The organism is Xanthomonas euvesicatoria pv. euvesicatoria, from assembly GCF_020880415.1.
GTDB classification, from domain to species: domain Bacteria; phylum Pseudomonadota; class Gammaproteobacteria; order Xanthomonadales; family Xanthomonadaceae; genus Xanthomonas; species Xanthomonas euvesicatoria.
Genome location: NZ_JAJIUJ010000069.1, coordinates 15,186 through 27,138 on the forward strand (window position 1 = coordinate 15,186; position 11,953 = coordinate 27,138).

Sequence of the window (11,953 nt, forward strand, 5' to 3'; positions counted from 1 at the left end):
CCCGCAGGCACGACGGACCAGGGCAGCATCAGTGCGCCATCAAGACAATGTAGGCGCGGTGGCGATGGCATGGTCGATCACCTTCAAGGCGGCATCGCGCTCGGCGCCGGCCACCACCAGGCGTGGCGCACGCACCTGCTCGCTGCCCATGCCGACCTTGGCCTGCACCAGTTTGATCAGCTGCACGAAGGTGGGCACCGTATCCAGGCGCAGCAGCGGCAGGAACCAGTGGTAAAGCTCCCTGGCCGCCGGGTAACCGCCATCGCGGGCGAGTTCGAACAGGCGCACCGATTCCTTCGGATACGCATTGACCAGGCCGGCGATCCAGCCCTTGGCGCCCATGCTCAGGCCTTCGACGATGGCATCGTCCATGCCCACCAGCAGCGCCAGGCGATCGCCCAGCAATTCCTGCAGCGCAGCGAAGCGGCGCACGTCGCCGGAGGATTCCTTCACGGCCTGCAGGTTCGGGAATTCGGCGGCCAGCTCGGCGATCTGCGCCGGGCCGAAATCGGTCTTGTAGGCCACTGGGTTGTTGTACAGGATCACCGGCAGATCGGTTGCGCCGATCACCGCGCGCACATGCGCGCCCATCTCGCGCCAGTCGGTGGAATACACGTACGGCGGCAGCACCATCAAGCCGCCGCAGCCGATGTCCTTGGCCGCCTTGGCCAGCGCGACCGCTTCGCCGGTGGCCAGGCTGGCGATGCCCGGCACCACCGGCACGCGGCCGTTCAGGGCGGTGCCCAGGGTGCGCAGGATCGCCAGCTTGTCTTCCACGCTCAAGGTCGCGGCCTCCCCCAACGAGCCCAGCGGCACGATCGCGGTGCAACCGGCATCCACCAGTTGATTGGCGTGCTTGCCGAGGAACTCGTGGTCGATGTCGCCGTTGGCGGTGAACGGGGTGGTGATGGCCGGCAGCACACCGTGCCAGAACGCAGCATTGCTCATGGATGTTTCCCTTGCGAGTCGGAAGTGAACGAGTCGGCCAGCGCCGCGAGGCGGACCGGGAACAACGGCGGCCGGCGGCCGGCGTCGGTAGAAAGATCGGGCGGGCAGCGCCCCAGTTCGGCCAGCGCCGCGCCGCAGATACGGCCCTGGCAGGCGCCCATGCCGCAGCGCGAGGCGAGCTTGGCGTCGCGTGCATCGTCGAAGCTGTCCAGGGCGGCCAGCGGCACGTCTTCGCAGCGGCAGATCAAGGTGTCCGCCTGTGCCAGCGTGCGGATGCGCGGGTCAAGCGCGAAGTGCTGCTGCAGCAGATCGGCAAACGCACGCGCGGCGTGACGCCGTGGCTGCAGACGCAGCGCCGCCTCCGGTGCATCGGCCGCCATGTGTCCGGCCATCGCTCCTTCGATCAATGCGCAATCGCGCCCGCCGATGCCGCAGACTTCGCCGGCGGCAAAGATCTGGTTAACGCTGGTACGCAACAGCGCATCCACCTGCACCTGCTGGTGCGCGCCGCAGGCATGCAGCTGGCAACCCAGCAATTGCGCAAGCTCGGTGTTGGGTACCAGCCCATAGCCCACCGCCAGTTGATCGCAGGCCAGACGCGTGCGGCCGCCGGGCCCGGCGAGCTCCACTTCGCGCAGCTGCGTGTCGCCATGCGCGGCAACCACGATGCTGCCGGCGCGATATGCCACTGCACGCAGCTGCAGGCGCAAGGCCACCGCCTGCGCGGCCTTGCCCGGCCAGCGCCACAACTGCAGTGCGAACTGGCGCAAGGCGGCCGGCGAGGTCTGTTCGTGAATGCCGAGCACCTGCGCGCCATGCCGTTGCAACGTGGCCGCACTGGCCAGCAACAACGGGCCACTGCCGGCCACCAGCACGCGCTTGCTCGCCAGCGGCCAGCCCTGCTTGGCCAGCGCCTGCGCGGCGCCGGCACCGGTGACGCCGGGCAAGGTCCAGCCTGGAAATGGCAACAGCAATTCGCGCGCACCGGTGGCCAGCACCAGGGCGGCGTAATGCAGTTGCAGCGTGCCGTCGGGGCCATCGGCCAGCAGCCAGCCCGGTTGCGCCAGCAGAATCTGCGTCCGCGTCAGCACGGTGATCGATGCATTGCCCGCCACCTGCTGCCGCAATGCGCGCGCATCGGCCGGCGCGCCGTGTTGCACATCGCTGCGCCACACCTGACCGCCGGTACGTGGCTGCATGTCGACCACGCCCACGCGCACGCCTTGGCTGGCCGCCGCCTGCGCCGCCGCCAGCCCGGCCGGGCCGGCGCCGATCACCAACACATCGAAATGCAGCACGCGCTCAGCCATCGGTGCGCACCTGCATGCCATCGCATGCGTCCACCAGGCAGGCGCGTTGCTGTCCCACGCCATCGATGCGCACGCGGCATTCGAAACACACGCCCATGCCGCACAGGGGCGCGCGCGCTTGCCCACTGCTCGATTGGCGAAACTGCAACGTCGCCTGCGCCACGGCCGCCGCCACGCTGGCACCGGCCGGCACCTCGACCATGCGCCCGTCCACCTGCAGACGCACCGTCGCGCTCATGCGGGCGCTCCTTGCACGGCACGCGCCGGTGCGTAGGGCGCCGGGTCGATGGCCGGGGTGCGCCCGAGCAGGCTGTCCACGATCACCCGTGCGCTCCCCAGCGCCGTGGTGACCCCCAACCCCTCGTGACCGGCGGCCACCCACACATCGCGTCGGCCGGGCACCACCCCCAAATACGGGCGCCCGTCCGGCGTGGCCGGACGCAGGCCGGTCCACACGCGGATCGCCTGCAGCTCGCGCAGGACCGGCAGGTACGCAAAGGCGCGCTGCAGCATCTGCTGCAGCACCGGCATCGACAAGGCGCGGTCGTGTTCGCCGAACTGGCGCGAGGAGCCGATCAGAATCTGCCCGGTGGGCCGCGGCTGCACATTGAAGGCCACGCTGGTGTCGTCGGCCCCGTGCGCCGAATCCGCATAGCCCAGTTCCAGCAGCTGATGCCGGATCAGCCCCGGGTGCCGGTCGGTGATCACCAAATGGCCCTTGCGCGGGCGCAGTGCCAGCTCGGGCAGCAACTGCGGCAAGGCCACACCGCTGGCCACCAGCACCGGCCCGGCGAGCGTCTGCCCATCGTCCAGACGCACCGCATGCGCCTGCAGCTGCACCACGCGGCGGCCGGCAAACAAGCGTGCACCGGACGTGCAGGCCACGCCCACCAAATGCCGCGCGACCCGCGGCGGATACACCACAGCTTCATCGGGCACGCGCATGCCGCCAGCCAGCCCGGGCACCAGCTCTGGCTCCAGCGCATACAGCTGCGCGGCATCGATCGCTTCGGCATGCAGGCCGGCCGTTGCCAGGCGCGCGATCTTGGCTGGCACCGCCGCCAGTTCGCGCGCGTCGCGGGCCACCCACAGCGTGCCGCAGCGGCTGAATTCGGCGTCGCTGAGCGTGGCGAAGCGTTCCCACAGCCGCAGCGAATACGCCGACAACGCCAGCTCGGCGGGGTCGTCGTCCATCGCCACCAAATGCCCCATCGCCGCGGCCGTGGCGCCGCCGCCGATCGGTCCCGGCTCGACGATCGCCACGCGAAGGCCCTCGCCCGCCGCCGCTTCCGCGCAAGCGGCGCCCACAATGCCGGCGCCGATCACGATCAGGTCGTAACTGCGTCGCGTGTACGCGGCAGACGCGGCGGACCCGGATTCGGCAACCGCACCCAATCCAAGCGCCGCTGCCGACGCAGGCGTTGCAGCAGCAGTTCCTGCCAGCGCAGCAGACAGTGCTGCGCCAGACGGCGTGACCGACGCAAGCACCGGTGCGGGCCGCTGGGGTTCCATCAGGCCACGATGCCCCAGGCGAACGGGTCCGCCGGGTCGATCACCAGTTGCGCGCGCGCGGTGATGTACGCCCGCCCACTGATGCGCGGTGCGATGCCACGCCCGCTCAACCGATAATTGCCTTCGAAGGCGCTGCCCAGAATGCCTTGCTGCACCCAGCGCTCGCCTTCGGCCAATTTGCCGTCCGCCGCCAGGCAGGCCAGCTTGGCGCTGGTGCCGGTGCCGCACGGCGAGCGGTCGTAGGCCAACCCCGGGCACAGCACGAAATTGCGCGCCACGCCGCTACCGTCGGGCGCAGCGCCGTTGACTTCGATATGGTCGATCTCGCCACCGGCCTCGCCCGTGATTCCGGCCGCTTCCAGGGCCAGCCGAACCGCCTCGGTATAGGCGGTCAGCTCGCGCTGGTGCGCCAGGTCCAGCGCGCACGGCGCCTGCTCGGTGATGAAGAACCAGTTGCCGCCCCAGGCCACGTCGCCGCGCACCCGGCCATGCCCCGGCACCTCCACCTCCACCCCGCTGGCAACGCGATAGCTCTCGACATTGTCCACCCACACCGTGCCGTCGTCGGCCAGCTCCACGCCCACCGTGCCGACCGGCGTCTCGATCCGGTGCTGGCCCGGGCCGATGCGCCCCAGCTCGGCCAGCGTGCGGACCACCCCGATGGTGCCGTGCCCGCACATGCCCAGGTAGCCCACGTTGTTGAAGAAGATCACCCCGGTGCAGGCGCCTGGGTCGCGCGGGGGCAGCAACAAGGCGCCCACCATGGTGTCCGACCCACGCGGCTCGCAGGCGATGGCGCTGCGCCAGTGGTCGAACTTGCTGCGAAAGCGTTCGCGGCACTGCGCCAGGTCGCCATCGCCCAGATCTGGAAAACCGGAAAGGACCACGCGGGTAGGCTCGCCAGCCGTGTGGGAGTCGATGACGTCGATGGTGTGCATACCCCATGCTCCCACTGCCGACCTGCGGGCGACTAGCGTTCAATGCCAAGTGAAAATGCGGAAATCCGCACAATCATCAACCCGAATCACAACCGCGCGTTTGCGCTAGGATCATTGCTGGGCTGCACCGTCGTGCAACCGTCTAATCGTGACCGCTACCATGACCCTGATGGACCTCAACCTGCCCGCCCTGGAAATGCAGACGCTGTTCGATGCACTGCCGGATGTGGTGTTCTTCATCAAGGACAGCGAGGGCCGCTACACCCATTGCAACCTGACCCTGGTGCGCCGGTTGGGACGCAAGCTGCGCAGCGAGATCATCGGCCGCTCGCCGCTGGAAGTGTTCCCGTTGCCGCTGGGCGGCAGCTACATGATGCAGGACCGCCGCGTGCTGTGCGGCGAGCTCATCGACAACCAGCTCGAAGTGCATCTGTACCCCAACCGCCTGCCGGGCTGGTGCCTGACCTTCAAACGCCCGCTGTGCGAGGCCAATGAGGTGATCGGCGTGGTCGGCATCTCACGCGACCTGGGCCAGCCCGACAGCCGACATTCCGCGTACGAACGCTTGAGCCAGGTGATGGAACACATGCAGGCCAACTTCGGCGACAACCTGCGCGTGCAGAGCCTGGCCGACCTGGCCGGGTTATCGGTGGCGCAACTGGAACGCCACTTCCGCCGCGTGTTCCAGGTCACCCCGCAGCAATTGCTGACCAAGTTGCGCATCGAATCGGCGATGCGGCTGCTGTACGGCGACGACAGCATCGCCAGCATCGGGCAACGCTGCGGGTTCGCCGACCAGAGCGCGTTCGCGCGTCAGTTCAAGGCCACCGTCGGCATGACGCCGCGCGATTACCGCGCGCTCAAGGGTCAGTTATAAGGACACAACTTCGCGTTGACACATCGCTGGCACAAATGCCGAATTCGGCAGGATTTGCCATGCACTGGCGCAGCCGGGGCAGTCGCCAGACCTGCGGGACTGCGCTGCATGCAATGCGTCCGGACGCGGCGCCGCGCTAAAGGCAGCGTCAAGGTGTCAGCAGGGCCGGATGATAGAATTTCCGGTTTCCCCTACTGCGTTGCCAATGGCCAGCTTTTTTCGCCGTAACAAGCCAACCACGCCCGACAGCTCGCGTACCTCTCGCTACAGCCTGGAAGAACTGGCAGCCGCATTCCCCACCGCGCCGTCTGCCGCCACCCCGGCATCGCCGGTCGACGCGCTGCCCACGGCCGAGCCAGGCAGACAGACGGCCGCAACGCCGGCTATTGCGCCTGTCAGTCCTGCTTCGGCAGGCAGCGAGCCTGCGGCGCCAGCACCGCCGCAGACCACCGCCGCGCCGGCCGACCAGCTGGCGCAGGAAATCGCTGCACGCACTGGCCAGGCGCAGAGTATTGCCGCCGTCCCCAGCGCGCCTGCAACTCCGGCGGCGCCCGCGCCGACCGCATTGCAGGCGCTGCCAGACCCAATGCCCGCCAGCGCGCCCCGCGCGCCGGTCGTGGTGGTGCCGCCGGTCGTGGTGGTGCCGCAGACCGTTCCAACGCCGCCTCCCGTCGTGCCTGCCCAGCCGGCCACACCTTCGCAACCCGTAGCCCCTGCCGTGGTCGCACCGCCGGTGGCCGCTGCGCCGGTCTCGACGCCTGCACCGGCTGCTTCAGCTCCCGCCAGCGCGCCCCCGACCAGTACCGCGCCGACGGTCACCGCACCGGCCATCGTCAGTGCACCGCTGGCGAGCACGCAGGACGACAGCATCGTCGGCCAGCGCGACGCCCTCCCCGCCGCGCCGGCGGGAAAACCCGGCTGGCGCGAGCGGCTGCGCAACAGCACCTTCGCACGCAGCTTCGGCGGCCTGTTCTCGCGCAATCCCAAGCTCGATGACGACCTGCTGGATGAAATCGAAACCGCACTGATCACCGCCGACGTCGGCATCGGCGCCACCACTGCGTTGATCGACGGCCTGCGCAAGCGGATGAAGTCGCGCGAATTCGTCGACGCCCAGGCTCTGTTCAAGGCCTTGCGTGCCGATCTCATCGCGCTGCTGCAGCCGGTCTCCAAGCCGCTGGTGATCGACCGCTCGCTCAAACCGTTCGTGGTGCTCACCGTCGGTGTCAACGGTGTCGGCAAGACCACCACCATCGGCAAGCTCGCCAAGCGCTTCAAGGACGAAGGCAACAGCCTGATGCTGGCCGCCGGCGACACCTTCCGTGCTGCGGCGGTGGCGCAATTGCAGGCCTGGGGCGATCGCAATGGGGTGGCCGTGATTGCGCAGGGGCAAAATGCCGATGCCGCGTCGGTAGCGTTCGACGCGCTGCAGGCCGCCAAGGCGCGCGGCACCGATGTGTTGATCGCCGACACCGCCGGCCGCCTGCACACCCAGACCGGGCTGATGAACGAGCTCGGCAAGATCCGCCGCGTGCTCGGCAAGATCGATGCCGCCGCGCCGCACGAAGTCCTGATGGTCATCGACGGCACCACCGGCCAGAACGCCATCTCGCAGCTGCGCCAGTTCCACGCTGCCGTGGGCGTCACCGGCCTGGTCGTGACCAAGCTCGACGGCACCGCCAAGGGCGGCGTGGTGTTCGCGCTGGCACGCGAGTTCAATATTCCGATCCGCTTTGCCGGTATCGGCGAGCGCCCGGAAGATCTGCGCGTCTTCGACCCGGTCGCCTTCGTCGACGCGCTGTTGCCCGACGCTTTGGGCGGCTGATTGGAAGATGCCTGCCCGCACCTGCAACCGCTGTGCGCGCAGGCGCTACAGGCAGGTTGCACGGTGCGCCGGGTGCCATGCGATTGGTTGCAGGCAAGATGCGTCCTGGAGGTTGCCCAGCCCTTGCGCGCAGGACGCTGAAGGCAAGGTCGCGCGGATGCGTCAGCGGCCTGCTCCCATGCGCCGACACCACCGCATCGGGCTGGCGATGAAGGATCCTTCTGCGAACGGTGCCTGGGCGGAATGACGTTTGCGCTGCAGCGAAGGGACGCCACGCACGACACGCGCAGCAGATCCACTCCCCCGTCCCGCCACTCTCGCCTCGCCCTCCATCGCCCGCAAAGCTCATGCCAGCCGACCACGCCACTCCCTCCGCCGATGCCTTTGTCGACCGCCTGTTGCACTGGTTCGACGGCCATGGCCGCCATGATCTGCCCTGGCAGCACCCACGCACGCCCTACCGGGTGTGGCTGTCGGAAATCATGCTGCAGCAGACCCAGGTCGCGGTGGTCATTCCGTATTTCCACAAGTTCATGGCGCGCTTCCCCGCGCTGGCCGATCTGGCGGCGGCCGACAACGACACCGTGATGGCGCAGTGGGCGGGACTGGGCTACTACGCCCGCGCGCGCAATCTGCATGCCGCCGCCAAGCAATGCGTCGCGCTGCACGGTGGGCAATTGCCGCGCGACTTCGATGCACTGCTTGCGCTGCCGGGCATCGGCCGCAGCACGGCAGGCGCGATCCTGAGCCAGGCCTGGAACGATCGCTTCGCGATCATGGACGGCAACGTCAAACGCGTGCTCGCGCGCTTCCACGGCATTGCCGGGTATCCCGGCCTGCCGGCGATCGAAAAACAGTTATGGCAACTGGCCACCAGCCATGTTGCGCATGTCCCGGCTGGCCGCCTGGCCGACTACACCCAGGCGCAGATGGATTTCGGCGCCACGCTGTGCACGCGCGGCAAGCCCGCCTGCGTGCTGTGCCCGCTGCAGGCCGATTGCATCGCACGCCGCGATGGCCTGGTCGAGGCATTGCCCACTCCCAAGCCCGGCAAGCAGCTGCCCGAACGCGAGGCCACTGCGCTGCTGCTGCAGAATGCCGAGGGCCACATCCTGCTGCAGCGACGCCCGCCAACCGGCATCTGGGCCGCGCTGTGGACGCTGCCGCAGGCCGATACCCACAGCGGCATGCGCGCCTGGTTCGCAGCGCATATCGACGGCAACTACGAGCGCGCCGACGAGATGCCGCTGATCGTGCACACCTTCAGCCATTACCGGCTGCATTTGCAGCCCTTGCGCCTGCGCAAGGTCGCGCTACGTCCGGCGGTGGGCGACAATGACGATCTACGCTGGGTAGCGCCTGCCGATCTTGCATCGCTGGGCCTGCCGGCGCCGATCCGCAAGTTGCTCGACGCGCTGTAAACGCGTGTCCCAAAGGAATCCGAATGTCCCGCACCGTGTTCTGCCACTACCAGCAAAGCGACGCCGAAGGCCTGGATTTCGTGCCGTATCCGGGCGAGCTCGGCCAGCGCATTTTCGTGCAGATCGGCAAGACCGCCTGGCAAGCGTGGCTGGCGCATCAGACCATGCTGATCAACGAAAACCGGCTGTCGCCGCGCGACCCAAAACACCGCGCCTTTCTCGAAGCCGAACTGCAGAAGTTCCTGTTCGAGCGCAATGCCGACAAACCCGAAGGTTATGTGGCGCCGGTGCGTGACTGAGCGCGCGGAGGTGGGATCGGCAGCAGCAGCACTGCCTTTACGCGACCAGTGCGTTTTTGGACGTGATCGCGGGAACCTGCCTGTGGTGCAGAGCGTGCCGGAACGATCAGCTATTCACCGACGTGCTATTCACCGACGTGACCTGGATGTTTTCGCCGCAAGACAAGCTTGGTGATCTGGCCACAGCCCCGCGCAGGACGTCGGTGATCTGGCGGAGGCGACAGGCGCCCAGCTCCGCTGCCTCACGCTGCCAGGCTGCTCCCGACGCCTGCGGCTGCGGGCGCTGCGCTGGCGAACTGACGCAATCTTGAAACTGCGATCGCGGCTGCAGTGCGATGCCGCAGCGGCATCGCACTGGCGGTCTGCCGGCCTCAACCAACCCCGGTCGGCCCATCCAGCAACATGCGGATGCGCTTGAGCAGTTCCTTCTGCGTATAGGGTTTGTCGACCACATCGAATTCGGCGCCGCCCACATCGGTGCGCTGGATGCTCGCATCGGCGTAGCCGGTGGTGAGCAATATCTTGATCTTCGGCAACATGCGGCGCGCCTCACGGGCGAGCATCACCCCGTTCATACCACCAGGCATGATCAGGTCGGTGAACAGCGCATCCACCTGCGGGGTCTTCTCCAGGATCTCCATCGCCTCGCGTCCGCTGGATGCAGACAGGACGCGGTAACCGGCGTTTTCCAGAAACATCCGCGCCACCACCGCCACGTCCTGCTTGTCTTCCACCACCAGGATGGTTTCGTTGCCACCCTTGTCGATGGCGCGGCTCTTGGCGGCCTGCAAATCGTTTTCGAATTCGCTCGAGGCGGGGAAATACAGCCGCACCGTGGTGCCTTCGCCCACCTCGCTATAGATGCGCACGGTGCCGCCAGACTGCTTGACGAAGCCGTACACCATCGACAGGCACAGGCCGGTGCCCTGCCCTTCCTCCTTGGTGGTGAAGAACGGTTCCATCACCCGGCTGACCACCTCCGGCGGCATGCCCGAGCCGGTGTCGGTCACGGCGATGCTGACGTAGCGGCCCGGGGACAGCTGGTGATACATCGCCAGGTCGTGGCCTGAGATCTCCACGTTCTGGGTCTGCACCGTGACTTCCTTGCGTTCTGCCTGCGCCATCGCGTCGCGCGCATTGATCAACACATTCAACAGCGCCACCTCTGCCTGGGTGGTGTCGATCTGGCAGTTCCACAGCCCTTCTTCCAGCGCTTGGCGCAGGGTGACGCCGCCCCCCAGCGCGCGCTCGGCCATGTTGGTCATGCCGGCCACCAGCCCGTTGAGGTTCACGACCCGCCCGCGCAGTTTCTGCTTGCGCGAAAACGCCAGCAACTGCTGGGTCAAGGTGGCCGCCTTGGCAGCGGCGGCCGCCGCGTGTTCGGCACTGAAGGCAATCCGCTCGGCATTCCCCGCGCCGGCGCTGGCCATCATCTGGATCACTTCCAGATGTCCAGACATCACCTGCAGCAGATTGTTGAAATCGTGCGCGATGCCGCCGGTCAGCTGGCCCAGCGCTTCCATCTTCTGCGCCTGGCGCAGCGCATCTTCGGCATCGCGTCGCCGGCTCACATCCAATTGCGAGCCGAAGAAATAGACCAGGTTGCCCTTGTCGTCGAACACCGGCGAGATGAAAAGCGCATTCCAGAACGAGGAGCCGTCCTTGCGGTAGTTCAGCACCTCGGTGGCAAATTCGCTGCGGCTTTCGATCGATGCGCGCACATCGCTGATGCTGGCCGGATCGGTATCGGGCCCCTGCAGGAAACGGCAGTTGTTGCCGATGACCTCATCGGCGGCATAGCCGGTCATCTCCAGGAACGCGCGGTTGGCGAACACGATGGGGTTATCCGGAAGATGGGGGTCGGTCACCGTCATCGGCATGCGCGTGGTTTCCACTGCGGCAAAGAAGATGTCCGAGCGGTGCTTCTCGACAGGCAGGCCGCGTGTGTCGCTGATCTGAGGCGCCCGCAGCTCTCCGTGACCGGGATCGTTCAAGTGATGTTCTCCGCGGGGCCATTCCCGTGGCCACAGTCTAGTTGGGTCCGGTGAGGCGATTCGTCACATCCATGAGCCTTTCCCGTACGGCCGCGCCCGCCATCGAACCGGATGCGCTGCGATAGCGCCATCACGGTGCAGGCGTATAGGCAGAGAGCAGGACCGGCTTACGCGGGTCGGCGGCAATTTCCTTGTGCTCGCTCAGGCGCAGCGCTTGGGCATCGGGCGTGTCCTGGGTGTTCATTTCCCATGATTCGATCACGCGCTTGTGGAACACGAAGACGCCGCGGCGGCGGTCGTAACGAAAGGTGATGTAGTCGGTCCAGTGTTGTCCGCACGCCACCGCGTTTTGCACGGTGAAATACGCGCCCTTCGTGACCAGGCCCTGGTCGCTGTCCAGAAATGGATCGCACTGCCCGCCTTCGTCGGCGTTGAAGATCACCCGCATGTTGCGCGCGGCTTCCACAAACCCACCGTCGGCGTTTGCAACCAGCACCAGCAGGGTACGCGGCGGTGCTGCATGGCCAGGGCCGCGCAGCGTTTGTTCTGCGGATGCACGCAACGCAACCACGTAATCCTGCCGGCCATCGCCGGTGAGATCCGCACTAGCGACACTCATCACCGACTGCCCGGCAGGTAACAGTCTGGTGGCACCGGCTGGCAGCGTGGCGGCGCCGGCTGACATGGCCAGCGTCGCGGTCGTTGCCAGCACGGTTGCCCACCATCGGCATCGTGTCGTCATCGCGGTGTCCTGGTCTGCGTCGGGGCTGCCAGCATAGCCGGCCGCTCCTGCCCCGCGCACCGGCATCGGCGCGCAACACGTAGGGGC

Annotated in this window: 11 protein-coding genes; 4 read left to right on the forward strand and 7 right to left on the reverse strand. The window is 67.5% G+C overall.

Features of this window, described 5'->3' with window-relative positions:
* Positions 1 to 39: 39 nt before the first annotated feature.
* From LN450_RS11520 to LN450_RS11540, 5 genes are all read right to left on the reverse strand, one after another.
* A complete protein-coding gene (locus LN450_RS11520; RefSeq protein ID WP_011347868.1) occupies positions 40 to 948 on the reverse strand; it encodes a dihydrodipicolinate synthase family protein in 909 nt (302 codons plus the stop codon).
* The gene (locus tag LN450_RS11525; RefSeq protein ID WP_011347869.1) at positions 945 to 2,258 is read right to left on the reverse strand and encodes an NAD(P)/FAD-dependent oxidoreductase; all 1,314 of its coding nucleotides are present in this window, start codon (positions 2,256 to 2,258) and stop codon (positions 945 to 947) included. The genes LN450_RS11520 and LN450_RS11525 overlap by 4 nt, the downstream gene beginning before the upstream one ends.
* A complete protein-coding gene (locus LN450_RS11530; RefSeq protein WP_008571374.1) occupies positions 2,251 to 2,496 on the reverse strand; it encodes a 2Fe-2S iron-sulfur cluster-binding protein in 246 nt (81 codons plus the stop codon). The genes LN450_RS11525 and LN450_RS11530 overlap by 8 nt, the downstream gene beginning before the upstream one ends.
* Positions 2,493 to 3,653 carry an NAD(P)/FAD-dependent oxidoreductase gene (locus tag LN450_RS11535; protein ID WP_087944908.1) on the reverse strand — a complete coding sequence of 387 codons (1,161 nt, stop codon included), beginning with the start codon at positions 3,651 to 3,653 and terminating at the stop codon, positions 2,493 to 2,495. Before LN450_RS11535 ends, LN450_RS11530 begins: the two co-directional genes overlap by 4 nt.
* Positions 3,654 to 3,769: 116 nt before the next feature.
* The gene (locus LN450_RS11540; RefSeq protein WP_011347871.1) at positions 3,770 to 4,708 is read right to left on the reverse strand and encodes a proline racemase family protein; all 939 of its coding nucleotides are present in this window, start codon (positions 4,706 to 4,708) and stop codon (positions 3,770 to 3,772) included.
* 160 nt (positions 4,709 to 4,868) lie between these two features.
* Between LN450_RS11540 and LN450_RS11545 the strand changes: the two genes are divergently transcribed.
* From LN450_RS11545 to LN450_RS11560, 4 genes are all read left to right on the forward strand, one after another.
* A complete protein-coding gene (locus LN450_RS11545) occupies positions 4,869 to 5,585 on the forward strand; it encodes an AraC family transcriptional regulator (protein ID WP_007965956.1) in 717 nt (238 codons plus the stop codon).
* Between the two features lie 205 nt (positions 5,586 to 5,790).
* A complete protein-coding gene (gene ftsY / locus LN450_RS11550; RefSeq protein ID WP_039418172.1) occupies positions 5,791 to 7,410 on the forward strand; it encodes a signal recognition particle-docking protein FtsY in 1,620 nt (539 codons plus the stop codon).
* 347 nt (positions 7,411 to 7,757) lie between these two features.
* Entirely contained in the window at positions 7,758 to 8,831 is a 1,074-nt protein-coding gene (mutY, locus tag LN450_RS11555; RefSeq protein WP_011347874.1) for an A/G-specific adenine glycosylase, read from the forward strand.
* A 23-nt stretch (positions 8,832 to 8,854) separates the two neighbouring features.
* Complete coding sequence (locus tag LN450_RS11560) at positions 8,855 to 9,130, forward strand: oxidative damage protection protein (protein WP_011347875.1); 276 nt, start codon at positions 8,855 to 8,857, stop codon at positions 9,128 to 9,130.
* 371 nt (positions 9,131 to 9,501) lie between these two features.
* On the opposite strand, the gene LN450_RS11565 is transcribed toward LN450_RS11560, so the two are convergent.
* Together LN450_RS11565 and LN450_RS11570 are read right to left on the reverse strand one after the other, a co-directional pair.
* Complete coding sequence (locus LN450_RS11565) at positions 9,502 to 11,124, reverse strand: hybrid sensor histidine kinase/response regulator (RefSeq protein WP_011347876.1); 1,623 nt, start codon at positions 11,122 to 11,124, stop codon at positions 9,502 to 9,504.
* 130 nt (positions 11,125 to 11,254) lie between these two features.
* Positions 11,255 to 11,866 carry an FG-GAP repeat domain-containing protein gene (locus tag LN450_RS11570; protein WP_011347877.1) on the reverse strand — a complete coding sequence of 204 codons (612 nt, stop codon included), beginning with the start codon at positions 11,864 to 11,866 and terminating at the stop codon, positions 11,255 to 11,257.
* Positions 11,867 to 11,953 lie beyond the last annotated feature (87 nt).

Excerpts from the sequence above, each read along its gene's own strand:
- LN450_RS11530 (WP_008571374.1), bottom strand. The coding sequence starts at position 2,496 with ATGAGCGCGACGGTGCGTCTGCAGGTGGACGGGCGCATGGTCGAGGTG.
- LN450_RS11520 (WP_011347868.1), bottom strand. The coding sequence starts at position 948 with ATGAGCAATGCTGCGTTCTGGCACGGTGTGCTGCCGGCCATCACCACC.
- ftsY (WP_039418172.1), top strand. The coding sequence starts at position 5,791 with ATGGCCAGCTTTTTTCGCCGTAACAAGCCAACCACGCCCGACAGCTCG.
- LN450_RS11540 (WP_011347871.1), bottom strand. The coding sequence starts at position 4,708 with ATGCACACCATCGACGTCATCGACTCCCACACGGCTGGCGAGCCTACC.
- LN450_RS11570 (WP_011347877.1), bottom strand. The coding sequence starts at position 11,866 with ATGACGACACGATGCCGATGGTGGGCAACCGTGCTGGCAACGACCGCG.
- LN450_RS11545 (WP_007965956.1), top strand. The coding sequence starts at position 4,869 with ATGACCCTGATGGACCTCAACCTGCCCGCCCTGGAAATGCAGACGCTG.
- LN450_RS11560 (WP_011347875.1), top strand. The coding sequence starts at position 8,855 with ATGTCCCGCACCGTGTTCTGCCACTACCAGCAAAGCGACGCCGAAGGC.
- mutY (WP_011347874.1), top strand. The coding sequence starts at position 7,758 with ATGCCAGCCGACCACGCCACTCCCTCCGCCGATGCCTTTGTCGACCGC.
- LN450_RS11525 (WP_011347869.1), bottom strand. The coding sequence starts at position 2,258 with ATGGCTGAGCGCGTGCTGCATTTCGATGTGTTGGTGATCGGCGCCGGC.